Below are 25,498 nucleotides of genomic sequence, written 5' to 3' on the forward strand. Positions count from 1 at the left end.
GTCGGACGGGCTTCAGTGTTCTGCTTAGCAGTACGGACGCCCACTCTCAGATTTGGCAAACGCCACAACCTCAACGATTTTCATCTTGAAAAGGTCGCAACCACGAAGCTTGCTGTCGGCTACTATTTTTAGCAGTGAGAGGTCGCGATGGTTCTCGGCAAGTTCAAGACGGATGCGGATTGTCCGTAAATGCTTTGGTTGCAATGGTTGTTTCGCCTGACGATACGTCTCTTGTTCCAAACGGTAATAAGGACACTAAAGTCGGGTTGGTTTGGTGTTTCCATGGTTGATCTTCCGATCGACCATGTCCGTCCTAACGACAACCCGACATTGACCGGAGGTTCATAGCAAAAAATGCGTCTACGACAAGGTCTGCAGAGAACCCAAGACGGCTATCTTTAGGATAGCCACGAGCAGCATCTTCGCGCAAAAGTAGATCTTGCAAAACCCAACTATGGGCCGATAGCGGACCTTGACCTTTCTTTACACAACAACGACTTTGAAGGATGGCAATTCGCGTCAAGAAGTAGTCTCAATCCTCATTCTGCCACAAGCGCGACAATTGCTTCTCGAGGCTGGGAAGGTTGGTTCTTTGCCTCAAGCGGTTTGTCGAGCTTGCCACGATACACCAACGCGAAAACGGGCGGTGTAAAATAGAAGGATACGACGGTCGACAACAGAACCCCTCCGGCGATGGCCACGGCGAATGGTGGCCAAAATGCTCCTCCACCTATGATCAGGGGTAGGAAGCCGCCAAAGGTTGTGATCGTTGTCGAGATGATGTGCCGACTTGAACCAGTCACAACGCGCGCCATGGCCGCTCGGTCGCCTTGGCTTGCGTCAACGTCTTGTTGCAACCCAGTCAGAATTATGATCGCCGCGTTGATTGAAACTCCAATCGAGCCGATGACTCCGATGATCGCCGTTATTCCGAACGGGAATTGCATAACTGCCAGCGATAGCATCGAAAGGCCTGCAGACAACACGCACACGACCAAGGTCACGAGCGTCAGTCGGAACGAATTGAAGGTCAGTACGATGGTCGCGATGGAGAGTGTGACAATCAAACCAACAGAGGCAAGCAGATTGCCCACGGTGTTGGATCGGGCATCACTGTCGCCGCCTAAGGACATCGAATAGCCTTGCGGTAGCACAAACCCGGACGCATCAAGCGCCTCTAGTACGTCCTGCAACGCCTCTTCGGGTAAAACACCGGGGACGATAAACGCTTGGATAGTGTTTTCGCGCACGCCATCCGTTCTGGTTATTACGCTCTCCGCTGGTTCGATCACCGGTCTGGCGAGTTCCGACAACGGCACAGCGGGGAAAACACTAGTGGCGGATATGGCGGCGGCATTGGGCAGCAGGATGGGCATACTGATAATGGCGCTTAGATCTGAGCGTACCTCGTCACTTAGACGAACTCGTACCGGCAACTGTTCAGTCCCTTCGATCAATGATCCACCAGTGACGCCAACAAGCGCTGCGTCCAGCTGACCAGCAATATCGGCCACGTCCAGTCCCAGCAGACGGGCTTTGACCTCATCAATCTCGAACCGGATTTGGGGGTTGCCGCCGTTCACGCTGGCGCGCGCCTGCGTCACCAGGTCGAGATTGGCCATAACTGAACGCACCTCGTCGCCCAGATCGCGCAAAACCGTGATGTCCTGCCCCTGAATTTTGACTTCAACCGGTGCGTCGACCGGAGGGCCCTGCACAAGACTGCGAACGATGATCTGCGCGTCAGGAAAGTCGGTATCCAGACGACTTTGTAACGCTCCAACAAGGCGGGCCGCGTCGTCAGCCGTGTCGGTCGTGATCATCGCCTGCGCAAACCCGGGCTCGCGTGAACGGTTGCCGACGATGTTGTAGTAGAATGCCGGGCCAGATTCTCCCACCGTCCAATAGACACTTTCGACGCCATCATCTGCTAGCAGCATCTCATCGATCTGGCGGGCGGTTGCTTCGGTGGTGGCAATTGATGTTCCACCCGGCATGTCGGCTTCGATATAGAATTGGTTGCGGTCGACGCCCGGGAAGAATTGCGCGGTCAGCGTTGGAAAGGCCGCAAAGCCAAGCACGGGCAAGACCATTGCCAACGCGATGGAGCGCACCGGATTAGTGACTGACAATCGAATTGAGGCCTCGAACATTCGAGCAAGCGGCGGGATGCTGATACCGCGGCTTAGCATTCCTGCGTCGGGGCGGTCGGACAGTACCCAGCCCGCAATCGCAGGGGTCACCGTCAAGGCCACAACCAGGGACCAGACAAGCATAAGCACCACGGCTATGGCGATGGCACCGACAAAGTCGCCGGCGGGGCCAGGCAGCAAGATCATCGGCGTGAAGGCAAGTGCCGTCGTCACTGTCGACGCCAGCAACGGCGCAGCCAACCGGCGCACAGCATCTCGCACGGCTGCAAGTCTCTCCATCCCATCCTGCAGACGACGTCGAATTTCATCCGTCATCACGATGGCTGCGTCAACGAGCAGGCCGAGGGCAACAATCAGCCCTGTCACGGACATCTGGTGAATAGGCAATCCAATCATATTCATTGTTGCCAGAGTTGCCAACGAGACAACTGGCAGTACCAAAGCCACAATCGCAGCTGCGCGAACGCCCAACGTGACAAACAAAACTGCAACGACAAGAGTCACGCCAATGGCCATGTTGATCCCGACCTCTGACAAACGATCTGTCGTGTACTGGCTTTGATCAAACAGCAGTATTTCCTGAATTCCCAAGGGTACCGATGCGGCACCGGCCTCAAGCTCATCCTTTAGAAAGCCTGTCCAGCGGTCGATCTGCACGCCATCCTGCGCCAGAATCCCGACCAAAACGGAGGGCTTTCCGTTGGCAAATGCGATTGAGGACTGCGGTTCGCGTGCGCCCCGGTCTACGCTGGCAATATCGCCGAGCTGCACCACGGCACCGTCTGCGTTTTCACGCAGGACGATGCTTCGAATGCGATCCAAACTCTCAATTTCTCCACTGACGCCTATGGTCAGGTCGACATCGGATTGCAGCCGCCCAGACTGAACCTTTCCATCTGCTTCGGCGATCCGCAGGGAAATCTCGGTGGCGCCAAGCCCAAGCGCAGCGGCCTTGTCCATATCGACACTTACGAGCACCTCTTCTTCCGGCTGACCGAAATAGTCGACGGCTCGTGTCGCAGGTATCGCGCGCAATCTGTCACCTAAGGCTTCGGCATGACGTGACAGCAAAGTTAACGGGAAGTCAGGGTCCTCGGCCGCGACTGCAATGACAGCAGAATAGGCAGCAATACCCTCGGCATCGAATTCCGGTGGCAATACACCTGCCGGAAAGTTCTGGCGCGCATCTTCGACGGCGTCCCGAGCCTCGGCCCAAACCTGCTCAATGGTGGCTTCGTCTAGCGTTTCCAGCAATTCTACCGAAACGACAGATACGCCCGAACGGGATACGGAACTGATCTCATCCACCTCGGCGATTTTCCGCAGCTCTTCTTCGATTTCTGCGGTCACTAGTGCTTCGACCCGTTCGGGGTCTGCGCCAGGAAACTGCGTGGTTACAGTTGCGAAGAGGTTGGTGATAGTTGGGTCTTCTTGCCGCCCCAGCGAAAGGAACGAAGACAAACCTGCAGATACAAGCACCAAAATGATCAGGGCAACCAGCCGGGGATGGCGAAAGGTAAGGGTTTCCATCAGATCGCTCCGTTACTCGCCAGTGTTGAAAGCGACGCGCTGACCAACGCTGACCCGCTGCGGCCCCTGATCGATCAGGACGGTGCCTTCCGGGAACGCGCCACGCACAAAGACGCGGTCGTCTTCGGCATGCAGCACTTCGACCGTCGCCAGGCGCACAGTCTTTTGCGCGTCGGCAACCAGCAGTGTCCATTGCCCGCGCGTTCCCTCCTTCAGTGATGTTGTGGGCACCCACGTTCCGGCACTTTGGACTGGATCGAGGACATGCACACGTGCGGTTTGTCCGAAAGCAACGTCCGGCGCATTCTTCAGATTGAACAGCGCGGTACGGGTTCGGGTCACCGGGTCAATATCGGGTCGCAAAGTTGCAAGCTCGGACCGATAGCTTTGACCTGCTATTTCGATCTCAACATCAGTCAGAAGCGCCGGATCAACATCGAGAGGAATGCCGATCCGAACCTGCGGCGACACGACCTCGACCATTCCCAGAACCAGCTCGCCCGATCGCAGGGTTTCACCTCCGTCCACGTGTCGCGCGGTTATTTGACCGGCAAATGGGGCCTCGATACTGGATTTCTCGATCCGAACGGTCACATCGCGCAAGGCCGCATCCAGTTCGCCAATTCTGGACAACAATTCATCTTGCTGAGAAACGGCCTCGTCCAAACGAGCTTGACTGGTAAAGCCTTGTTCAATGAGTTTCGCGTTTCGCTCGACCGTCTTTCTTGCAAATGCAAGCTGGGCTGCAATGGCATCACGTGATGCTGTCAGACGGTCGCGTTCGACCTCCAGCAGTGCAATGTCCAGTGTCGCAAGAAGTTGACCCTTGGCAACTTCGTCACCTTCATCCACCAGAATTTGATCGAGCGTCCCGTTCAGTTCGAAAGAGATATCTGCCGAACGCTGAGGTTCGACCTGCCCAATGAACTCACGGTCGACTGTGTAAGCGCTCTCGGACGTGATCGGTGTCACGGACACCGGTGTAACAGCGGCGGCATCCGGTGCGGGCACCGCCTCCGCTCGACGAGTGAGTTCGGATGCACCAAAGTGAACAGCGGCCGCTGCGACGGCGATAAAACTGACGGTCACTCCCAGACGCGCAGTGCCGCGTAACACACGTGCAAATAGGCTCGGTTTGGTCGCTTCAGTAGATGAACCTGCAGGATTCGGCATTTGGGGACCTCATCAAGTTAGTGTCTCTAACATATGTTAGAAGTTCTCACTTTGACAAGAGATACGTGATCTGGCACATGTTGGATCATGAGCAGCACCGAAAAAAATCGTCAGACAAGCAGTCAAACGGCGGGTCTTTCCGTCAGCAAGAAAGCCTATCATCACGGCGATCTCCGTGCTGCACTGATCGAAGCAACCCGACAGTTGGTCGAAGAAAAAGGTCCGGACAGTTTTTCCGTATCCGAGGCCTGCAGACGCGCGGGCGTGTCAACCGCGGCACCTTACAAGCACTTCAAAGACAAGACAGAAATGCTGGTCGCCACTGTCCTTGAGGGAATGGAGCGGCACAGAGACAATATGCTTGCTGCGCTGGAAGGCGTTCCTGAAGGATCTCCCGAGCGCATCACTGCCATAGGGATGGAGTATATTGCCTTCGCGTTAAATGAGCCCGGTATCTTCAGATTGAAATTTGGCGGCTTCACAGACCGCATCGCGGATCCCCGACTGGAGGAAGGCGGCCAGCAAAGCTTCGGGATTCTTTTGGCTGAGGTAGCAAAATGTCTCGGTGAACCGGGAATCACAAACGAAGTTCGCCGCCGTGGTTTTTTGTTGTGGAGTTTCGTGCACGGGCTGTCCTTCATTCTGCATGACAAAGGGCTTGCCGAGAAAGGCGAAGAGTTCGATCTTCGTAGCCTTCTTGAGGACGTTTCGGAAAGAATGCTGAGCTGAGCGATCTCGAGCCAAATCAAAGGCGACTAACCACTGATAGCAGGCAATCTGTGCCACTATCACGCTTACGCCTAACGATTGCTGAGGTTCACACAAAAAACTTTGGAAAGCGCTGCGAATGCCAGCTCTACTACTAGGGTACTTTTGCCGCCGATGCTAAGTTTCAGAGCCGCTGTTCAGGCCGAAAACGCCAAAGAACGAAGTGTCCAAAGACCGAAAGCTAGACTGTCGCGTGTTTTCGCTCTCGTAGCGAATGGTGTTTTCGACGGGCCGCGCCGCGGTATTGCCGGTAGCGGCTGGATGTCTCCGAGCTGCGCAGTTCAGCGATACGATCCAGTTCACGAGAGATAGGTGCGCCACCGATTGAATTGCTGACAACAGCGGCGCGGTAAAATCGTCAGTAAAACTCACAACGCGGGACTGGCGACCATCTACCAATTAGTCCGGAATGAGGCCGACCGACCATCGCTGGTACGGGCTTTGCAGGATCGCCATCTGTGACCTGGTCCTCTGTGCGCGCTTACGTCAGAACCGTTCTCGAACATCCGACTTTTTTCGGTGCCGAGCCGGAACAGTTTCTAGTGGTTCACTTCGCACCCCTTTCTGACGAGCGGGATACTAGTGCGCCGATGTTCGAACTTAAGCTTTTATTTCGTCGTTTACACAATTGCTTGCGTAGGCTTGAATCATTCGATCCTGTTTCTGGAATTGAAAGACAGATCTGTGCAGGTCGGACAGATCACACGCTCTACGCTCAGAAAAGTCGTGCCGGTCCATCTCGTTCAATGCGGACCGTCGCTTCACGTTTGGTGTTAGTAGTTCATCTTGTCGCGAGATTCTTGAGCGTGGCATTGTCCAGCTTGGCCATTCGCTCGAAAGTAAGCTAGACAAGATAGCGCATTTAGCCGCTCCGTATTGCGAGCTGTGAAGTACACGCTGCGAGGGAAGTCAATGCATCCAGACCCTAGCTGGCTAGCCAAACAAACGGTTGTCGGCATATATGTTCACGAAGCGATGAAACTCGGTGTCCAGCGCAGGGAAATCCGAAATTGGCAAGTAAGGCGAAGATATGATCGCAGGATGCTTTTGCTTCAGCCGATGCAGCCCACCCCAAATAGGGTTACCCAAGGGTACTTCGCATGCCTTTTCGACAGCGCGGGTGTCGAACATGATGCGGATTTTATGCAGCTCAAGCGCGTCTTTGCGCTTGAAAACCTTGAGGATCCAGCGGCGCTGATGGTCCTTTCTGACAAAGCCAAACCGGCTGAGGCCGATCATGAACTCGCGCAGTGTCTGACTCGAAACTTGGCATACTCATCTTAGGTGCAACAGAGTAAGTCTGCTCGGCAAAAGGGGAAGTCCTATCACACCCGAATTTGACTAAAGAGGCCGCTGCGAATCCTACTCCTAAGGCCGGTCAACATTCGAGAGCTAGGAGTTGCGCAGTGAGCTCTGGTTCTGAATGTTCCAGAGCCCTGGACTCTAAGCAATTGGATGGCAAGCGCTGCCAGTGCAATTGAAGAAGGGAAGACCTTCTGTCATTCGCAGCAAGCGCAATAGTTGGAAGTTGGTTGAATCACCTATTGCTTAAGCCACAGGCAGTTCAACGCTACTTTATCGCTAGTGCCAAGTGTTGCGATACTCGTCTTATCTGGATTTCTCTCGAAAGAACAAGCGTAGCCTACCTATCTGGGGTCTTTCAATTGTCGGCCGCAATCAAACTCTTGCCTTTTCGAACTCGGCCCATGCGGTTTCAAAGGTTTCAAAATCAAACCCGGATTGGCGCGCAGCATCCAGGACGATACGCTCTGTCACAAACAGTTTCTGGATCGCCGCTTCCAGATGCACAATGATATCCTTTGGTATCACCAGTGCTCCGTGACGGTCAGCGTGTACCAAATCACCTGGGCTCACAGTCATGCCGAACACTGAAACCGGTGTATCAATCTCGCGTATGTGGACGAACCCATGGCTCGGGCCGACCGAGCCTGCGACGACGGGAAATCCTTCGGGTAGGTCCCCAAGATCGCGCATCACGCCATTGGTTACGACCCCCGACATTCCAAACCCTTTGTGGACCGACGTGTTGATCTCACCCCAATAGGCGCCGATGCAGTCAGGGTAATCTACATCCTCAATCACCGCGACAGATGGCTCTGGGGCGTCGGCCATATACTTGTAATAGGCCATGCGCCGCGCCCGGATCACATCTGCTGGCTCGGTCGGCGCGTGAATGGCTGCGATTTTGGCGGTGCATGCATAGCCGACAATTGCTGGCTCATCAGGGGCAGAGCACAGCATGGTGCCCCGGGTGAACTGATCAAAGCCCCGTTTGCCCTGCGCCACTTCGATGGCGTTGCAGACGGTGGGCGTGTCGACCTTGCGAAGCAGGGATAGAAGCGACGGGGTCATGTGTCCTCCAGCCAGCGGGTCAGGGCCGCCGTGGTTTCTCGTGGTTGTTCCAGTGTGGGCAAGTGTCCTGCGCCCTCGATGATTGTCAGTACGCTGTCTGGTAGTAATTCGTGCATAAGCTGGTGGCGTTCGACAGGGCAAAGGCCATCAGCGCGCCCGCACAGAACCAGTGTTTTGCCGGTATAAGCTGACAGGGTCGATTGTTGGTCGGGACGATCCATCAGCGCTTGCGACTGGCGTAGAAAGACCTCTGGTCCCAGATCCATGGCCATAGCCATGCACAGGTCCAGAATAGCGCCCTGTCGCGGACCATCCGCCAGATAGTTGGGCTTCATCTCATCGCGCATTACCTGCCGCAAGCGCCCGTTGCGCACGGCGGCCATCTGCGGCGCACGGCGCGCCTTGACTTCAGGTGCCTCTGCCAGCGGATTGGTGTCGAGCAATGCCAGCCGTTCCACCCGATCCGGGGCCTGACGCAGCACTTCCATCGCGACGATCCCACCCATCGACAGCCCCGCCAAAGCGAAGCGCGGAGGGGCGTTGTTCAGAATCTCGGCGGCCATGTCCCCGACGCTGTCCTGCTGGCTTAGCGGGAAGCTCATCAACGGCACTCTATTTGACAGCGCGTCGATCTGCGGACCAAAAAGGCGCGCATCGCACATCATGCCGGGCAACAAGATCAAAGGCGTCATGACGCGGCCAACTTTGCCCCAGCCGACAGCGCCTCCAACTTGGCATAGGCGATCTGCGGATCAACCGCTCCGAAGCCCGCGAAGGTGCCAAAACCGCAATCGCTGCCTGCGATCACCCGATCCGCCCCAACGATGCCCGAGAATTGGTTGATGCGCTGCGCAACAAGCTCGGGATGTTCGATGAAGTTGGTGGTGGTGTCGACAACTCCGGGCACCAGTACCTTGTCATCAGGTATCTCATCTTTCCGGTCACGGAACACGGTCCATTCATGAGCATGTCGCGGGTTCGAGGTTTCAAACAGCACATAGCGCGATTTGGTCGCCATCAGAGTGGAGAAAACTTTGTCCATCGCAATGTCGCAACAATGCGGGCCCTCGTAATTGCCCCAACAGATATGCACGCGCACACGGTCCTGAGGGACGTTCTGCAGAGCATGGTTTAACGCCTCGACATGCATATTGGCTATCTGCACGAACGCATCGTCCGACAGATCGGTGAACAACATGTGTCGCGACAGGGCCAGATCCGGGCAATCCAGTTGCAGGTCCAGACCGGCGGCCACGATGGTTTCGTATTCTTCTTTCATCGCATCGGCCAGCGCGGCCAGATACGCCTCGCGCGTTGGGTAGTGGTCATTCTGCAAAAACAGCGAAATCACACCCGGCGACGCGGCATTCATGAAGCCTCGGTCGATCCCATGTTGGGACATCGCCGACTTAAGATTTTCGATGTCCTTCTGCAACTCGCCTTGCCCTTTTGAACGTACCTCGCCCGTACACATGGGGCGCGCATATTTCGGGGTGCCTCCATCATCGGCCAGACGCTGCAAAAAGCTGGGAAACATCTTCAGATCCGCAGGTGCATTGCGCGGGCTGTCACCGGAAAACCCGGTATAGCGGTCCTTGACATAGGTGGCGTAGGAAATCTTCGAGGTCTCGCCATCGCTGACGATATCCACCCCGGCTTCGACCTGTTTGCGCACCGTCTCGGAGACCGCTTTGGTCATGCATGCATCAAAACCTGCGGCATCATAGGGCTTGCCGTTTTCACGGGCGAAGATGTAGTCCACCACGTCCTGCGAGCGGGGCAGGGATCCAACATGCGTGGTCTTTACGGTCATCGGGGCCTCCTCAGATTTTGTGAGCCATCAGGATTGTGTGGCTTTGGGTTTCAGGGTCTTCGGCCAGAAACCCGGTCAATTGCAGCCCGTTCTCTTCAAGGCAAACAGCATAGCCTGCCGGAGACAGCGAGGCGTGATAGACGCGTTCCGATCCAACGGTACCACTGTCCTCTCCTGCGCGGGGACCGACGGTCAGCATCAGCATTCCACAGGGCCGCAAATGACGGGACATACGGGCGATACAATCCCTTTGCTCCTCCGCTGTCAGATGGAAAAAGCTGTTCCAGGCGATGATGCCATCGAAGGTCTGATCCAGTTCGAAATCGCGCATATCGCCATGACGCCAATCCCCGTCGGGCCAGCGGGTCCGGGCAATGGCCAGCATCGCGTCGGAGAAATCGACACCCGTGACGTCAAACCCTTCGGCTTTGAACCACCGCGCAATCGGATCGCCTGTCCCGCAACCTAAATCCAGAACGCAATCGCCGGGCTTCAGGCTGGCAGTGAAGCGCGCCAGCCAGCGCGCTTCGAACAAGGCCTTTGAACGGCGCTTGTCATAGTCGGTCGCCTGCCGTTCATAAATGGCATGCGTGTCGTTTGGATCTGCGGTCATCCTGTCCAGGTGGCTCCTGCCGGGTCATTGGTCGCTGTAATCCGGTACAGACCTGCCTGCCCGGTCATCGACGGTTCAACGCTATAGCGTTCTCCTGGCAGAACCAAGGCGGTGTCTCCATTTGACAGAGTGGTTTCATACCCATCAATCGAGATGCGCCAGTGACCGCTGGCGGGCATTAGAACAACCGGTTTTTCAGCGATAACCGGATCAGTCACGCTTGAGCCGCGCCCGAGGAAGTCGACCTCGAACCCTGGTTTATCTTTGATCAGAGCGTTTTCGCCAATCACCGGCGCTGGTTTATTGGCCGACAGTGCCATCAGATCCCAGTAGCGGGCGACGTATTTGCCCACCACATCCTCGACCGGTACCTCGGGGTAGTCTTTCAACTGTTCCTCGGTCAGCAGCGGCATCGGGCGCACGTTGTGGGGCAGTTCTTGGCCTTTCTTGCTGTCATACAGAACGCCATTGTCACCCAGCATTAGCCCGTGAGCCTGCGCGTCCTGAATGACCTGCGGCGCCCAGGTCACGCCACCCCCGGCATCGTCGCCGCCGAGGATCGACATGATCATCCCATAGTCCTGCCCCACATTTTCGAACCCGCGAAAGATGCCGGTTGGAATGTTGAAGATGTCGCCTTCCTCGGCAATGAACTCACCCGCAGTGCCATAGCGACCCCAGAAGAACCGCCAGCGGCCCTTGGCGACAAAGAACACCTCGGCCGTGGTGTGGCTGTGCAGAGAGTTCCGGCATTTCGGAGGCTGGCCCGCAGCGCCGATGTTAAAGCCTATCTTGTCGGTGATGTGGACGTGCTGGTCAGGCGATTCCGAGACGCCGCCGCCGATGATGGTGAAGTTTTCCTTCTGATCGCTGCCCGGCGTATGGGCGTCGATGAAAGCGGTTTTGCAGGGCTGCAGCTCGCCGTAGCGGACGATGCGTTGTTGGATTGTGCTCATGATGGTCTCCTTGAAAATGGGGGTGATGGGATCAATCCCGTCCCCCGGGAGGTCGGTTGTTCAAACGCCGTGCGCGCAGCGACGCGCGATGCGTGTGAAAGCGCCGCGCCGCCTGACTGGCGTTCAGGGAGAGGCCCATCGCAGCCACTCAGCCCTCCTGTCCTTGCAGCAGAATCTGTTTCCAGACCGAGGTCTCGTCGAACAGGGTGTATTCCCGGCGCAGCTGCGGCTGGCCGCTGATCAACTCGCCGAACTCGCCGTGGCTGATGCCTAGAACATAGACCTGCGCACCGGTTGGCGCGCCAAAGACACCCCAGCCATCATGCTTGCCCCATAGGCTCCAGCGGATCGCGGCTCGGGGCGGCATGTTCGGGTCGTCGCGGCCAATCTGGTGTTCGATCTTAAATTCGGCGTTGGGGAAGCTGGCGCGCAAGCCCATCCAGAACCGATCCACCGAGTCCCAGCCATGGCCGGTGACCCCGCCTACATACTCGGACTGTATAGCGCGATCATATTCGGTTTCGATTGTGCCCATATCGGCATTCATGATCCGGGTCAGGATGTCGGCGTAACGCTGCCCCCATTCATTGTCGTTGCCGGTGCCCTTGTAGGGGCCGGGCTGGTCGATCTCGGGAGTCAGCGGTTTGACGCAGTTCTCAGGTCCACCTTCGCGCGCGATCAGATCGGCAGCGTATTCCTTGGGGTCCCAACCCATCTGGCGCACGATCGCCCCCTGATCGCGGATCAGCCATTCGTCATTGATCTGGTTGTCGATGGCATGGCAGTCGGCGAGAATCCTATAGCGCAATTTGGTTCCGGTCGCTTTACCGTAAACACCCTCGGCCAAATGTGTCGCGGTCGAGATGATCCGGTGCGAACTCAGCATTCCCTCTTCCGGCGTACCGGACCAGATAACATCCTCGCCCAGCAATTGACGGTCGGGAAATTCGGCCAGCGTCGCCATGGTCGCGCCGATCACGTTCTGGTTGCCCAGCACCACCGAACCGGGCGAGCGCACGACGATATCCTTGCTGTAATAGTCATGCAGCGTGGCGATGCCGCGATCTTCCCAGATCTCTTTGGTGATCCCGATGATGTAGTCCGGGAAATCCCGGAATTTCGGATCAAAGCCCCTCATGTTTCAGTCCTTTGTGGTTTCCACCCCTTCGGCAAACGCGCCGAGGTCCGCACGATCAGCGGCCCGTCAATGGCCACTTTGCGTGGTTCGGCCGTGGCCGGGGTGTCGATATGGTCAAGCAATGCGGTGACGGTTTCAGCCACCATCAGATTTGCACGCTGGCGGATTGTCGTCAGGTTATAGGCGGGCCACCCGGCGGGCGGCACGTCGTCATAGCCGATGACCGAGACATCCTCGGGTACGCGCAGGCCCAATTCGAAGCGGATCACGTCCATCACGGCCAAAGCCATGTGATCATTGGCTACAAATACCGCGTCGGGCCTTTTGCCGGGGGCAACATCAAACATCCGGCGGGCGGCGGCACGGGCGTCTTCGGTATGGAAATCTCCGACATCATGGGCGAACACGTCATGCCCGCCTTCGGCCAGGGCCGCACGGAACCCGGCCTCGCGGTCGCGCTGGGTCGAGGCTCCCTGCCAACCCGCGATATAGGCGATGCGCTTGTGCCCTCCGGCCAGCAGAAACTCGGCCACTTTGCGCCCGCCCGCATAGTTGTCCGAGGCCACCGTGGTGATCCCGTCTAGATCCTGCGTACGGTTGAACAATACAACCGGAACACCGGCCTGCTGGCAGCGCGTGGCAATATCCGAGGACATCGGAACCGATGCCAGAATAACCCCGTCAACCTGATAATCCAGAATCTCGTCCATCACGTCGTCAATATTCCCGGCCGAGCGTGAGGCCATGAAAATTAGCACGTGATAGCCTTGTTCTTGCAGCGCGTTGGAGAGCTTTTCTAACGCCTCGGGGTAGAAGTAATTCTCGAGATACCCCACCACCAGACCAATGATCCGGCTTTTGCCCGACACCATGGCGCGGGCCAGAACATTGGGTCTGTACCCCAATTCGGCGGCCGCCTTGCGCACTTTGTCTTCGGTCTTCTTGCTGACCGAGGCACCTGGCGTGAAGACTCGGCTGACCGCCGACTGGCTGACACCAGCCAGCTGTGCAACCTGCAGGGATGTGACTTTTTCAGCCATCAGTCCGCCGTCCACCCGCCGTCAATCAGCATCGAAGTGCCCGTCACCAGCGCTGAGGCGTCTGAGGCCAGATAGGTGACCGCGCCCATGATGTCTTCGACTTCGCCCACGCGGTCCAGCTTGATCTTGTCCATGATCCACGCGGCGCGTTCTGGGTTGTCGAAGGTGGATTGTGTCAGCGGTGTGCGGATGAAAGTCGGGCAGACCGTGTTGATGCGGATGCGCTGTTTGCCCCATTCGATCGCCATGGCTTTGACCATGCCCTCAAGCCCGTGTTTGGTGGCACAATACAGCGCCCGGTCCACACCGCCCACGTGGCCCATTTGGCTTGAGATATGGATGATCGATCCTGGCCGCCCGGCCTCAAGCAGCGCCTTGGCCGCGTAGGATGACAGAAAATAGGCCGAGCGCAGGTTGATATCTGTCACCGCGTCGAAATCCTCGGGCGTGGTGTCGATTGCCGGGCTATGGCGGGCGGTTCCGGCGGAATTGACCACCACATCAAAAGGGCGGACTTCGAACAGTTGTTTCAGCGCCTGCAAGTCACCCTGATCCACCACCACAGCCTCGGCCGACCAGCCCTGCGCCTGCAGCGCGGCGACAGTCTCAGCCAGTCGATCTGCCCCGCGCGCCGCACAAACCACATGCGCCCCGGCTTCGGCAAGCGCGACGGCACAGCCCTGACCGATACCCGAGGAGGCACCGGTAACCAGCGCGGTTTTACCGCTCAGCGAAAAAGAGGGGGTGCGGGGCAGATCAGTCATCAGCTCATTCCATCCGGTATTTCAATTCGGCCCATATTCCGGGCCTTGTTGAATTCCCGCAGACGGGCGAACACGTCAACGCCAAGTTGGCGATAAGCGTCCAGAAGATCGACCAGAACCCAGTTTTCGCGGATCAGGCCATTCTCGAGCCGCCAGAAATCAAGGCTGCGCATGGTGATCCGCTGGCCCGAGGGCGCAATCCCCATCCAGCCGTCATGGGTTACCGTCTGGATCATGTTCGGCCAGCCGGTGACGGCGGCATATTCGCCATCGCCGAAGAAGTGATAGGTGATGTCATCCACATACTGCCCGCGATCCGGCATCCCGTTCAGGAACGGAATCTGGTGCCAGTTACGAAACCCAGCATAGCCGCGCCCGGTGCCGATCCCCGCCGGACCGTACCAGTTCATGCGGGGGTGCCAGAACTTCTCCATCTCCATCACCTCTGGCCCGCCTTCCGAAGGGTGTTTCTTGAGGTGATCCAGCATGTCGATGATGTGCTGGCATGTCTGCTGGCCTTTGGCGGCATCATATGGCCCCGGCACCAGACCATCCTGCGTGGCGGGACCCGGCACATGCCATTCGAGCCCCAGACTTGGGGCCATGGGCCAGGCGTTGGCCTGCATCATCACTTCGGGGATGTCCCACAGCGCCTGCATCTCGACGATCTTGCCGTCGCTGAAGCGATAGAATTCATGGAACCGCATCGTCACCTGATGGCCGGTCGGCGGGATATCCAGCCACGGTCCGGTGAAGGTACCGGTATAGTAGCCGCCGCAACCGACCCAATCCGCGCCGTGTTCATCCGGCCCGGCTGTGACGATGTAGTCGCGCCGTTCCAGATCAGGCCACGCGTTCAGCAAACCTTTGTAAGCGGTGTCATAAAACGCATCACTACCGTTGCTGTCGCCGAACGGGTGGCACAACCGAAACAGGGCATCCGGAGCGCTGACATTTGCCAGCGCCTGCCGCACACCCGTTTCTGTGAAGTCATACATAGCCGCCCTGATTTGCGCGATCAGCGCTTTGTGCTGCGTATGGATGTCACTCATTCCGCGGCGTCCCGATAGGGGGCTGCCTCGCCATAGGGGACGTTGATCCCGCCATAGCGGCGGACGCGGACGTTGCATTGCTCGGCATGGCCCACGAAGCCTTCCAGCATACACAGGCGCGAGCCATATTCGCCGATCAGCGTCGCCGCTTCATCGGTCAGAACCTTCTGATAGCTGTGGGTTTTCAGGTATTTCCCTACCCATAGCCCGCCGGTGTAGCGCCCAGCCTTTTTGGTCGGCAGCGTGTGGTTGGTGCCAATCACCTTGTCGCCATTCGACACATTGGTGCGCGGGCCAAGGAACAGCGCACCGTAGCAGGTCATGTTCTCAAGGAACCAGTCATCGCGATCGGTCATCACCTGCACATGCTCGGAAGCGATGTCGTCGGCGACTTTCAGCATTTCGTCATAGGTGTCGCAGACAATCACCTCGCCATACTCGGCCCAGGACACTTTCGCAGTGTCGGCGGTGGGCAGGATGCCCAGCAGGCGGTCGACCTCGGCCAGAGTATCCTCGGCCAGTTTGCGCGAATTGGTCAGCAACACGCAGGGGCTGTTATAGCCATGCTCGGCCTGACCCAACAGGTCGGTTGCGCAGAGTTCCGCGTCTGCTGCGGTCTCGTCGGCGATCACCATGGTCTCGGTCGGACCGGCGAACAGGTCGATGCCCACGCGGCCAAACAGCTGGCGCTTGGCTTCGGCCACAAAGGCGTTGCCGGGGCCAACCAGCATGTGGACGGGATCAATGGTTTCGGTTCCCAGCGCCATCGCGCCGATGGCCTGAATGCCGCCCATCACATAGATCTCATGCGCGCCGCCCAGATGCATGGCTGCGATCACCGCCGGGTTCGGCTTGCCCTGAAACGGAGGTGTGCAGGCGATAATGCGCGGCACGCCCGCCACGCTGGCCGTCGCCACCGACATATGGGCCGAGGCCACCATCGGGAACTTGCCGCCGGGCACGTAACAGCCCACCGATTGCACGGGGATATTTTTGTGGCCTAAAATGACGCCGGGCAGGGTTTCAACCTCTATATCCAGCATCGAGTCCCGCTGCGCCTGTGCAAAGTTGCGCACCTGTTCCTGGGCGAATTTGATATCGTCCAGCTCGCGCTCGGTGAGTTGGCCGATCAGATCGTCGATCTGCTCCTGCGACAAGCGGAACGAGGCGGGGGAATAGTTGTCGAACTTCTCGCTCAGCTCGCGCACGGCGGCATCACCGCGGGTTTCGATGTCTTTCAGCGTGGCCTCGACCACGGCTCGGGTCTTTGCGTCATCTTCGGCCCGGTCAGCGTCGGATTTGCCGCGTTTCAGATACTCGATTGCCATAATCCTGATCCTTACTTGTCGGGGCGGGGCGCGGTTTTGTCACCCCGGTCATAGGCTTCCCAGCCCTCACCGTTAAACAGATCGACCCCCAGCTGCGCGGCCACATGGGCGAAATCCACATTCACCCAGTTATCGACGATCTTGCCGTCGACAACTTTCCAGAAATCCATGTAACGGATTTCAACCCGCTTTCCGGTGGGGGCGATGCCCAGAAACTCGCCGGAATGGGTGGCTTCTTGTCGGCCAAAGGCGGCGGCCCATTCGCCCATATAGAGGCGTGCCTCATCGATGCAGGTTTTGTCCGAAAACGCGGCCTGGAAGGGGCGCTGCCAGTTGTCTTGAAACTCCTTCAGGCCGGTCTTGGTGCCACAGCCCTGATTGCCCATCCAGCGGAACCCCTTTGAGAAGAACTCGCCGATATCGTCAATACGGTGGTCGTTCAGACCGTCCACCATGGTTTCGATCACGCGGCGCGTGTCTTCGGTTTTGCTCAGATCCGTATCACGGGTCAGAACGGCTTGTTCCGGGCGGGAACCCTTCATTTCTTTATCCTTTTACTGCGCCAGCGGTCAGTCCGCTTACGATTTGGCGTTGGAAGATCATCACAAGGAAGAACAGCGGGGCGATGATCGATACCGCAGCGGCCACGGCGACCACCTGATCGGTCGTCGTAGTCTCGCGGTTGAACATGCCCGCAATGGCAGGGACCATCGTCTGGTTCTGTGCATCAAGCAGCAGCGAGGTCACTAGAAAGTCGTTATAGGCCAGCAGGAAACTGAACAGCCCGGTGGTAATCACCCCCGGCCACATCACCGGCATGATCACGCGGCGGAAGGCCTGAAAGTGGTTGCAGCCATCGACCCGCGCGGCTTCGTCCAGTTCGGCCGGGATGTTTTGGAAGAACGAGCGCAGCATCCAGATCGTGAACGGCTGATTGATCGCAACCAGCACCGCGATCACGGCGAAAGGTTTGCCATAAAGCGTCGGCGCGTTCTCACCCAGAACAGGCGCCAGCCATTCGGCCGAGTTGATGAAGACCGGCAGATAGCCCGCCACCAGAACCGAATGTGGCAACGCGCGAAAGATCAGCGCAATCAGCAAAATCCAGAAGGCCAGTGTTGAGCCCGACCGTGCCAGACCATAACCGGCCAACGTGCCCACGGTCAGCGATACCGTCACAACTCCGGCGGTCACGATCAGAGAGTTTTTGAAGTTGTTGGAAAAGCCCCGGTCAACCCAGACGGTTTTGTAATGCTCGGTCGTCACGCCCAGCACGTCGCGACCCAGAGGGCCGAATAGCGGGTTCAGCACGTTCAGAACCGCAGGCAAAACCACAAAGAACACCAGCAGGAAGGCGATCAGGGCGACAAGCACTCCGACCACCCAACCGAACCACGCCTGACCCGGCGCGGTGTATTCCTTGATCTTCGCAGGCAGCACCTTGGTTACGACCATGGCCGCACCCCAGATCACCGCGATCCCGAGAATGATATCCAGAACCGACAACCCGTTCCCTGTGGCCAGCGTCGCCGGGCCAAAGATCACGTTCAGCGCGTTGCTGTCATAGGCGTCAACGGGGGATTTGACGCTCATGATCGCAATCCAGACGATCGGGAAGGCGGCGACAAGGCACCAGAACGCCAGGAAGATGTTCGAGGTCAGCCGCAGGCTGAGAGGTTGGCGAAGCGCGCGCGAGGACATATCAGTGGCCTCCTTTATGGTCGCGCCAGGTGCGGCGCAGCGGCAGGATCAGCAGAATGACGATCCCGATCATGGTTAGCATCGCGCTGGCCGAGGCCCGGCTGATCGACCGGTTGCCCGCCTGATCCGGCACGAGGAAGTCGAAGGTCAGCCATTGCAGCGAGATGACATAAGCCTGGCTGGAGAAACCGACGATCTCTTCGAACACCCGGTAGGCGTCCATCAGGTGGATCATCGACACGAAGATGATCAGCGGCATCAGATGCGGAATGACGATGTATTTCATGCGCTGCCAGCGAGTCGCCCCGTCGATCACGGCGCTTTCGAGACTGTCCTGATTGACGGTTTGCAGCCCGGCATAGAACACAACGGCCGCAAACGGGGCCACGTGCCAGACGCGGTAGAACATCATCAGTATTTCAATCGTCCAGGCCTGCGCGAACAGGGCGATGTCTCGGTTCAACCACCATTCCAGTAACGCGGTCAGGATGCCGTCACCGCGGAACAGCCAGTTGATCGAAAGCGCGCCGATCACCGGCGTGATGATGAAGGGCAGCAGAGAGATGAAGATGACCGGCCCGCGGATCGACCCCGCGGCGTTATTGATCAGAACCGCGATGCCCAGCCCGAACCCGATGACCAGAGGCAGCGTGATTAGCGTGAAAGTCAGCGTAAACCGCAGCGCCTTCCAGAAGTTGATGGTGGACAGGACGGACCAGTTGCCCTCGGTGATCGCGCGCCAGGCCCGCTCGGGTTCAAGCACGTTGCGATAACTTTGCAGGCCGACATATTCGGTCTGGGTGATCACCTCGCCATGTTCGTCCAGCTTGGGCTGCGATTTCTGCTCGGTCACACAGGTCTGGGTCAGGAAGCCAGGGGTACAGGTTTCGACCTCGACCATCTCATAGACGGGTTGGGTGATGTAAAAGCTCTGCTTGAACACGCTGACCAACGGGAAAGCGATAAAGAGAAGCATCATAAAGACAGAGGGGCCAACAAAGGCGGCAAATGTCCTGAAATTCATGGCTCTGCCTTTCTCATGGTTCTCGGGTGGGGAAATAGGGAGGGCACGGAGCCCTCCCCAGGGAGGATCAGTTGCTGATCAGACCAGCTTCTTTCGCGGCGGTGATGTAGTCCGCTTCGATATCGGCCAGCGCAGTCTGTGCGTCCTTGGCGCCGGTCAGGTAATCGGCCAGACCGTTGCCCAGGGCGCTGTGCAGAACACCCATGGCGGCGCTGGCCGGGTAGGCCCCCGCACCGTTTTCCGCCGAGGCGGCAGCGCCTGCAGCCAGTTCGCCAGGCTGGTAGGCCGCGTTCAGCCAGACGGCAGTGTCATTGTTCGCACTGACCATGTCACCGTCGATTCCTTCCATGACCAGACGGAAGGCGGCGTCGGCCTCTTCATCGCTCATGTTCGAGGCCAGAACGATGCCGTCCCACCAGATTGTGGTCGAGGGACGCTCGGATCCCATCGGAGCTGAGGCCATGGTGACCTTGCCGACCACTTGGCTTTCGGCCTCGTCATTCATAGCAGCGGCGCGGCTGGCCCACAGGTTCGCCATAGCGATCTTGCCCTGTTGGAACTGCTGCTGAACATAGGTGGAATCGGACACAAGGTATTCGGGATCCATGAACTCGGTCATGGCCTTCATCGTCTCAAGCGCCTTGACGCCCTTTTCGTTGTTGATCGCGGGCATGTTGCCTTCGCCGATGAACGTGCCGCCTTCGCCCATATACATGTTGACGAATTCCTGAGCCAGGTTCCAACCGGTTTTGAAGGTGCCGCCGATGGGGTATTCCATAAGGCCAGCCTCTTTGATCTTGGCGGCGGCTGCCAGAACGTCGTCATAGGTCTTAGGTTCTTCGATGCCCAGCTCGGCCAGAACATCATTGCGATACATCAGGTGCTGCGCGTTCACCATCATGGCGATCGCCATCACCTTGCCGTCGACCTTGATCAGCTGATTGGGCAGCAGGTCTTGCCCGTATTTTGCAACCAGATCATCCAGCGGGCGGATCGTGCCCGCGTTCAGAAGCGGGATCATGGTTTCATTCGCAACGCCACCAATCTGATAGAGCGAGGGATTGGCAGCGAAAGCTTCGGGCTGCTTCTCGCGGAATTCCTGATCCAGCGAGGCGCTGAAATTGCCACATTCGGCCATTGCGTCCGTCACAGCTTTCCAGGCTTCGAACCCTGCCGACAGCGATTTCAGCGGCACTTCGTTTTCATAGGAACAGGCTGCCGATGCACCGCTTGCCGCGATGGCCATGGCGCCTGCCATTAGGATCGTCTTGAGTTTCATGCGTTTCTCCCTGTCAGGATGGGTCCGTCGTCGACGCCCGGACCGCTGTTATGCCCCGAAGGGCTGTTGGCGGGGTTACTCCCCGATCCGCGCACCGCTTCCAGCTTCGAAGAGGTGACAGATTTCTGTAGGCACCGAGAATGAGACATCATCCCCGATCTCGGCGCGGAAAGATTTATCGGCCTTGACCGACACCAAAGCCCCACCGACCCGGACCGATATCATGGTCGCGTCGCCCAGAAGCTCCAGCGTGTAGATCGGTGCGGTGATCTGGCCTGCGCCTTCGGCAAGACTGGCATCCTCGGCCCGGAAACCCAGTGTCATGGGGCCATCGGGCGCGTTGACCGGGATCTCGACGTGCTCCGCACGGAACACGCCGCCCGCGACCTCTCCCTCCATCAGGTTCATGGCGGGTGAGCCGATAAAGCTGGCGACAAATGTATTCGCGGGTCGGTCATAGATTTCGGTCGGGCTGCCGACCTGCTGCACCACGCCCTGTTTCATCACCACAACGCGGTCAGCCAGTGTCATCGCCTCGATCTGGTCGTGGGTGACATAGATCGTCGTCACCGCCAGCTCATGGCTGAGGTTCTTGATTTGCGCCCGGGTTGAAACCCGCAGCTTGGCATCCAGGTTCGACAGAGGTTCGTCCATCAGGAACACGTTCGGTTCACGTACGATGGCGCGGGCCAGGGCCACGCGCTGCCGCTGTCCACCCGACAGTTCGGCGGGTTTGCGATGCAGAAAATCGTCCAGCTCGACCATCGCGCTGGCGCGACGAACCTTGTCGTCATGGGTCGCCGGGTCGATGCCGCGGACTTTCAGCGGAAAGCGGATGTTCTCATAGACGTTCATGTTGGGGTAGAGCGCATAGCTTTGGAACACCATCGCCACGTCGCGGTCTTTGGGTTCCAGATCGTTTACGACCTTGCCGTCGATCAAAATATCGCCCTCGGTCACGTCCTCAAGCCCGGCGATCATCCGCATCGTGGTGGTCTTGCCGCAGCCCGATGGACCCAGCAGCACCAGAAACTCGCGATCTGCGATGGTTAGGTCAAAATTGTGGACCCCCACAAACGAACCCCATCGTTTGCCGACGTTACGCAGTTGAATTTCCGCCATGGTGCCCCCAACTAGGATTCGTTTTGCATACGTTTGCAAAACTGTAATTCGCATATATCAAATCAGGCAAGACTTTTTTGCATACGTATGCAAGAATGTGGAAAATACCTGATTCATTCCAGCGACACAAAACGCGCAACACCCTGACACAAATGGAAAATACCGTGACCTTCCAGAAAGAGAAAAAAGTTATCTCTGACTTTCATTCCGCATTGGATTCAGCGACGCCCCAAGACGTTCCCAGCGTCATGAGCCGTTTCTGTACACCTGATTCACTGTGGCGCGGTTTTCACCCGTTCAACTTGATCAATGATGCAGAACAGGTGGCCCAGCAATTCTGGATGCCCCTGAAATCCAGTCTGACTCGACTGCAAAATCGGGTGGATATCATGTTCGCCGGGCAGAATTCGCTGCGCGATGAATCAGATGTGTGGGTCGTCACCATGGGGCATTTGATGGGCCTGTTCGACCATCACTGGCTAGGCATTCGCCCGACCGGAAAGCTGGCGTTTCTGCGCTATTGCGCCTTCTACAAGGTCGCCGATGGCAAGATCACGGAAACGGCGATGTATTTCGACATACCGCACCTGATGGTACAAGCCGGCCAGAACCCGTTTCCTCCGCAAACAGCGGCGCATCTGGTGCAACCCGGCCCAATGCCGCATGATGGCCTGCTGCTTACAGAACAGCCGGTTGCAGAGGGTGAGAAAACACTGGCATTGATCAATGCGATGATCTCGGACCTTGGCCAGTGGCAAGGCGGTCTACCGCTTGAGGAAGAGTTGGCCCGAACCTGGCACGACGACATGATCTGGTGGGGGCCGGAGGGAATTGGCGCGACCTACACGATCGAACGCTATGCCAAGCAACACTCGGGACCGTTCCGCGCGGGTTTCAAAGACCGGTCAAAGACAAAGCATATCTGCCGTCTAGCCGAAGGGCATTATGGCGGCTTCTTTGGCTGGCCTAACTTCACCGCAACGCCCTCAGGAGGGTTCATGGGTATGCCGGCCACTGGCAAACCGGGCGAGTTCAGGGTGATCGACATTTATCGCCGTGCCAAGGACAAACTGGCCGAAAACTGGATTTTCATAGACCTGCTGCATTTCTGGAAACAACAGGGCGTCGACGTACTGGGTCGCACCGCTGGGATCGAAACACCATGAAGATAGACGCACATCACCATCTGTGGGATCTGAACGCGGTCGAGTATCCTTGGTTGATGGAAAAAGGCGCCGTTCGGTTTTTTGGCGACCCCACGCCGATCCAGCGTGACTATTTACTACCAGAATTTCGTGCAGATGCGTCCGCACAGGGCTTCTCGGCCTCGGTGCATATCCAGGTCGGCGCCTCCGATCCCTGGGCCGAGGCGCAGTGGGTGCAATCCGTGGCCGACCAATATCCGGACTGGCCGCTGGTTCAGGTCGTATTTTGCGATCTGACGGCCAACGATCTAGAGTACCAGCTGGATCGCTTTCAATCGCTACCCTCGGTTCGGGGTGTTCGTCAGATCGTTGGGCGCGCGCCCGGCGAAGATGCCAAGACCGGCACAAACAAATTGCTTGAAAACCCGGATTTCCGGATCGGCCTGAAAGCCGTGGGCGAGCGAGGCCTTTCCTTTGACCTGCAATTGCTTCCTGAACTGATGGAACAAACTGCCGAAGTGCTTTCTCATGCACCAAGTACGCCTGTTGCTCTTTGCCACGCAGGCTCACCACATGACCGCAGCGCTGAGGGGTTAAGTCACTGGGAAGAGGCGCTTAGTTCCCTGTCCAAACTGCCTCACGTCCATTGCAAACTCTCTGGGCTTGGCATGTTTGATCACAATTGGAGCGCCCAAAGCGTCGCGCCAATCGTTTCAACCTGCTTGTCGCAATTCGGCGCCGATCGTTGCATGTTCGGATCGAACTTTCCGGTCGACAGTCTTTCTTCGACTTACCATGAACTGGTGTCGCGCCTTCAAGAACTGATCCCTGACGCGCATCAGAACAGCGTGTTCCAAGATACTGCAAAGAGGTTCTACCGTTTTGAATGAGTTTGGAAACTGTATTCGAAGTTGATCGGCCCGTTGCAATTGAGGGTACCGCGTGGGGCGATACGTTTAGATATGCGCACGCCCGGATTCATTCGGTTTCAACATGTCAGGCAATCACAGCCAGACTTTCGACTTCAAATTAAAACCGAGCCAGGCAGATCAGGCCGCTCATGAGAACGGCCTTTTTCTCTTTTGCTGATCAACACCTCTCAAGGAGAATTTGGTGCATAGGCCAGATAGTTTTTCTGAATAGAGATCTGGTCCGCGATGAACTTTGCATCATGCCAAACGCCCCAGATAAACGATGATCCGCGGCGCGATTGCCACGGCAGCCCGACGAAATAGAGACCCGGCACCGGAGAGACACCGCGTTGGTGGATTGGTCTGCCCCGGTCGTCCAGCGTGTCTACCTCCAGCCAGTCATAGTCAAACTGGAACCCGGTTGCCCAGATCACGGTGCGGATATTGTTACGCTCAAGGTCCAGCTCGCGAATGGGGTCTGACACACAGGCGGGATCGTCTGCTATGACCCAGGCCTCGGGCTCTTCTGGCAGGTCGATGCCGGTGCGCGCGACGTAGGCATCGGCGGCTTCGAGCAGGGACAACATGTTTGCGTCGCCCGCATCGAGATTGGCTTTGAGATCATCGGCGATATGGAGAACGCCGTTTTCATATCCCGACGACATCCCCAGCAAAGTGATACCGCGCTCGGCAAGCTTCCTGAAATCTACGGTTTTGCCGCCATGCGCGCCACTGACAGCGATCGTGACATGCTCGGTGCCGGGCGCCGGTGTATCCAAATTCCAAATGCCGAGAACGCCCAGCCACCAGACATTGTCTCTCCCACGATAGCGACGCGGAGGTCGGTCATGGGGGCCAATGGAGAAGAAGACTTCGCGCCCAGCATCGTGCAACTCGGCCGCGATCTGCGATCCGGAGGAACCTCCGCCGATGACCAGAACGGCGCCCTCAGGCAAAGCCTCGGGATTGCGATAGGCGGTGGAGTGCATCTGCAGAACGTCAGAGGTTTCGGGGATGATTGGCGGAATCGCCGGTTTCTGAAACGGCCCTGTGGCACAGACGAGGTGGCGCGCTTCTATGGGACCTTGCGAGGTTTCGACCAAAAAGCCCGCGCGGTTTTTATGCGGGCGCGCACGCGTCACCGTAACGCCTGTGCGCACGGGCGCGTCGATCATTTTGGCATAGTCTTCAAAATACTGGGCCACGCATTCCTTGCGCGGAAAGGCGTCGCGGTCGCCGGAAAACTCGAGGCCCGGGAAGCGATCATGCCATGCTGGACCATTTGCAACGAGTGAATCCCACCGTTCGGATCGCCAACGTTCGGCAATGCGGCCCCGCTCTAAAAGGACGTGGTCTATGCCTTGGGCACGGAGATGCTCGCTTGTGGCAATGCCCGCCTGACCTGCGCCAATCACCACCGTGTCGAAGTTTTCCATCGCGTCACCTTTTTTTCCGTGCTGGGTATCTGTTGGCCCGGTTGCTTCTTTTGCTTGTGCAACCCTAATTTTGTATCATCTTATGTCGATTAGATTTTACCTAATCACCGGTAAGATAGACTTTTGGTTTGTTTCCGGCAAAAGCCGTCTCAGTATGTGAATGCGGTGGCCGCCCGCGA

The 25,498-nt window shown here is 57.7% G+C and carries 22 protein-coding genes; 3 read left to right on the forward strand and 19 right to left on the reverse strand.

Annotated features, from left to right (window positions below; translation table 11 throughout):
- Positions 1 to 539: 539 nt before the first annotated feature.
- Both ACR0B5_RS14925 and ACR0B5_RS14930 read right to left on the reverse strand, forming a co-directional pair.
- The gene (locus ACR0B5_RS14925; protein ID WP_480541426.1) at positions 540 to 3,683 is read right to left on the reverse strand and encodes an efflux RND transporter permease subunit; all 3,144 of its coding nucleotides are present in this window, start codon (positions 3,681 to 3,683) and stop codon (positions 540 to 542) included.
- A gap of 12 nt (positions 3,684 to 3,695) precedes the next feature.
- Positions 3,696 to 4,772, reverse strand: a complete 1,077-nt coding sequence (locus ACR0B5_RS14930) for an efflux RND transporter periplasmic adaptor subunit (protein ID WP_480541428.1) — start codon at positions 4,770 to 4,772, stop codon at positions 3,696 to 3,698.
- A 171-nt stretch (positions 4,773 to 4,943) separates the two neighbouring features.
- Here ACR0B5_RS14930 and ACR0B5_RS14935 point away from each other — a divergent pair, with 171 nt between their 5' ends.
- Positions 4,944 to 5,585 carry a TetR/AcrR family transcriptional regulator gene (locus ACR0B5_RS14935; RefSeq protein WP_480541430.1) on the forward strand — a complete coding sequence of 214 codons (642 nt, stop codon included), beginning with the start codon at positions 4,944 to 4,946 and terminating at the stop codon, positions 5,583 to 5,585.
- Positions 5,586 to 6,557: 972 nt separating this feature from the next.
- On the opposite strand, the gene ACR0B5_RS14940 is transcribed toward ACR0B5_RS14935, so the two are convergent.
- The 16 genes from ACR0B5_RS14940 to ACR0B5_RS15015 all read right to left on the reverse strand — a co-directional run bounded on the left by ACR0B5_RS14940 (position 6,558) and on the right by ACR0B5_RS15015 (position 21,827).
- Entirely contained in the window at positions 6,558 to 6,863 is a 306-nt protein-coding gene (locus ACR0B5_RS14940; RefSeq protein ID WP_480541432.1) for a GntR family transcriptional regulator, read from the reverse strand.
- Between the two features lie 438 nt (positions 6,864 to 7,301).
- Positions 7,302 to 7,997, reverse strand: a complete 696-nt coding sequence (locus ACR0B5_RS14945; protein WP_480541434.1) for an RraA family protein — start codon at positions 7,995 to 7,997, stop codon at positions 7,302 to 7,304.
- Positions 7,994 to 8,689, reverse strand: a complete 696-nt coding sequence (locus tag ACR0B5_RS14950) for an alpha/beta fold hydrolase (protein ID WP_480541436.1) — start codon at positions 8,687 to 8,689, stop codon at positions 7,994 to 7,996. The genes ACR0B5_RS14945 and ACR0B5_RS14950 overlap by 4 nt, the downstream gene beginning before the upstream one ends.
- Complete coding sequence (locus tag ACR0B5_RS14955) at positions 8,686 to 9,810, reverse strand: cobalamin-independent methionine synthase II family protein (protein WP_480541438.1); 1,125 nt, start codon at positions 9,808 to 9,810, stop codon at positions 8,686 to 8,688. The genes ACR0B5_RS14950 and ACR0B5_RS14955 overlap by 4 nt, the downstream gene beginning before the upstream one ends.
- A 10-nt stretch (positions 9,811 to 9,820) precedes the next feature.
- A complete protein-coding gene (locus ACR0B5_RS14960) occupies positions 9,821 to 10,423 on the reverse strand; it encodes a class I SAM-dependent DNA methyltransferase (RefSeq protein ID WP_480541440.1) in 603 nt (200 codons plus the stop codon).
- The gene (locus tag ACR0B5_RS14965) at positions 10,420 to 11,379 is read right to left on the reverse strand and encodes a cupin domain-containing protein (protein ID WP_480541442.1); all 960 of its coding nucleotides are present in this window, start codon (positions 11,377 to 11,379) and stop codon (positions 10,420 to 10,422) included. The genes ACR0B5_RS14960 and ACR0B5_RS14965 overlap by 4 nt, the downstream gene beginning before the upstream one ends.
- A gap of 148 nt (positions 11,380 to 11,527) precedes the next feature.
- Entirely contained in the window at positions 11,528 to 12,517 is a 990-nt protein-coding gene (locus tag ACR0B5_RS14970) for a nuclear transport factor 2 family protein (protein WP_480541444.1), read from the reverse strand.
- Positions 12,514 to 13,557: a LacI family DNA-binding transcriptional regulator gene (locus ACR0B5_RS14975; RefSeq protein WP_480541446.1), complete on the reverse strand. Its 1,044-nt coding sequence runs from the start codon at positions 13,555 to 13,557 to the stop codon at positions 12,514 to 12,516. Before ACR0B5_RS14975 ends, ACR0B5_RS14970 begins: the two co-directional genes overlap by 4 nt.
- The gene (locus tag ACR0B5_RS14980) at positions 13,557 to 14,321 is read right to left on the reverse strand and encodes an SDR family oxidoreductase (protein ID WP_170661410.1); all 765 of its coding nucleotides are present in this window, start codon (positions 14,319 to 14,321) and stop codon (positions 13,557 to 13,559) included. Before ACR0B5_RS14980 ends, ACR0B5_RS14975 begins: the two co-directional genes overlap by 1 nt.
- Entirely contained in the window at positions 14,321 to 15,373 is a 1,053-nt protein-coding gene (locus ACR0B5_RS14985; RefSeq protein WP_170692616.1) for an ester cyclase, read from the reverse strand. Before ACR0B5_RS14985 ends, ACR0B5_RS14980 begins: the two co-directional genes overlap by 1 nt.
- Positions 15,370 to 16,701: a histidinol dehydrogenase gene (hisD, locus tag ACR0B5_RS14990; RefSeq protein WP_170380319.1), complete on the reverse strand. Its 1,332-nt coding sequence runs from the start codon at positions 16,699 to 16,701 to the stop codon at positions 15,370 to 15,372. The genes ACR0B5_RS14985 and hisD overlap by 4 nt, the downstream gene beginning before the upstream one ends.
- Positions 16,702 to 16,712: 11 nt before the next feature.
- A complete protein-coding gene (locus ACR0B5_RS14995) occupies positions 16,713 to 17,243 on the reverse strand; it encodes an ester cyclase (RefSeq protein ID WP_170692619.1) in 531 nt (176 codons plus the stop codon).
- 4 nt (positions 17,244 to 17,247) lie between these two features.
- A complete protein-coding gene (locus tag ACR0B5_RS15000; protein ID WP_480541448.1) occupies positions 17,248 to 18,402 on the reverse strand; it encodes a carbohydrate ABC transporter permease in 1,155 nt (384 codons plus the stop codon).
- 1 nt (position 18,403) lies between these two features.
- Complete coding sequence (locus ACR0B5_RS15005; protein ID WP_170380322.1) at positions 18,404 to 19,426, reverse strand: carbohydrate ABC transporter permease; 1,023 nt, start codon at positions 19,424 to 19,426, stop codon at positions 18,404 to 18,406.
- Positions 19,427 to 19,493: 67 nt separating this feature from the next.
- Positions 19,494 to 20,705: an ABC transporter substrate-binding protein gene (locus tag ACR0B5_RS15010; RefSeq protein WP_480541450.1), complete on the reverse strand. Its 1,212-nt coding sequence runs from the start codon at positions 20,703 to 20,705 to the stop codon at positions 19,494 to 19,496.
- A gap of 75 nt (positions 20,706 to 20,780) precedes the next feature.
- Complete coding sequence (locus ACR0B5_RS15015) at positions 20,781 to 21,827, reverse strand: ABC transporter ATP-binding protein (RefSeq protein ID WP_170641200.1); 1,047 nt, start codon at positions 21,825 to 21,827, stop codon at positions 20,781 to 20,783.
- A gap of 152 nt (positions 21,828 to 21,979) precedes the next feature.
- Here ACR0B5_RS15015 and ACR0B5_RS15020 point away from each other — a divergent pair, with 152 nt between their 5' ends.
- The gene (locus ACR0B5_RS15020; RefSeq protein ID WP_480541452.1) at positions 21,980 to 22,993 is read left to right on the forward strand and encodes a nuclear transport factor 2 family protein; all 1,014 of its coding nucleotides are present in this window, start codon (positions 21,980 to 21,982) and stop codon (positions 22,991 to 22,993) included.
- Positions 22,990 to 23,862: an amidohydrolase family protein gene (locus ACR0B5_RS15025; RefSeq protein WP_480541454.1), complete on the forward strand. Its 873-nt coding sequence runs from the start codon at positions 22,990 to 22,992 to the stop codon at positions 23,860 to 23,862. The genes ACR0B5_RS15020 and ACR0B5_RS15025 overlap by 4 nt, the downstream gene beginning before the upstream one ends.
- Positions 23,863 to 24,071: 209 nt before the next feature.
- Here the strand turns inward: ACR0B5_RS15025 and ACR0B5_RS15030 are convergent, their stop codons facing one another.
- Entirely contained in the window at positions 24,072 to 25,319 is a 1,248-nt protein-coding gene (locus ACR0B5_RS15030; protein WP_480541456.1) for a flavin-containing monooxygenase, read from the reverse strand.
- Positions 25,320 to 25,498: the final 179 nt, after the last annotated feature.

This window comes from Ruegeria sp. AG1, from assembly GCF_056541705.1.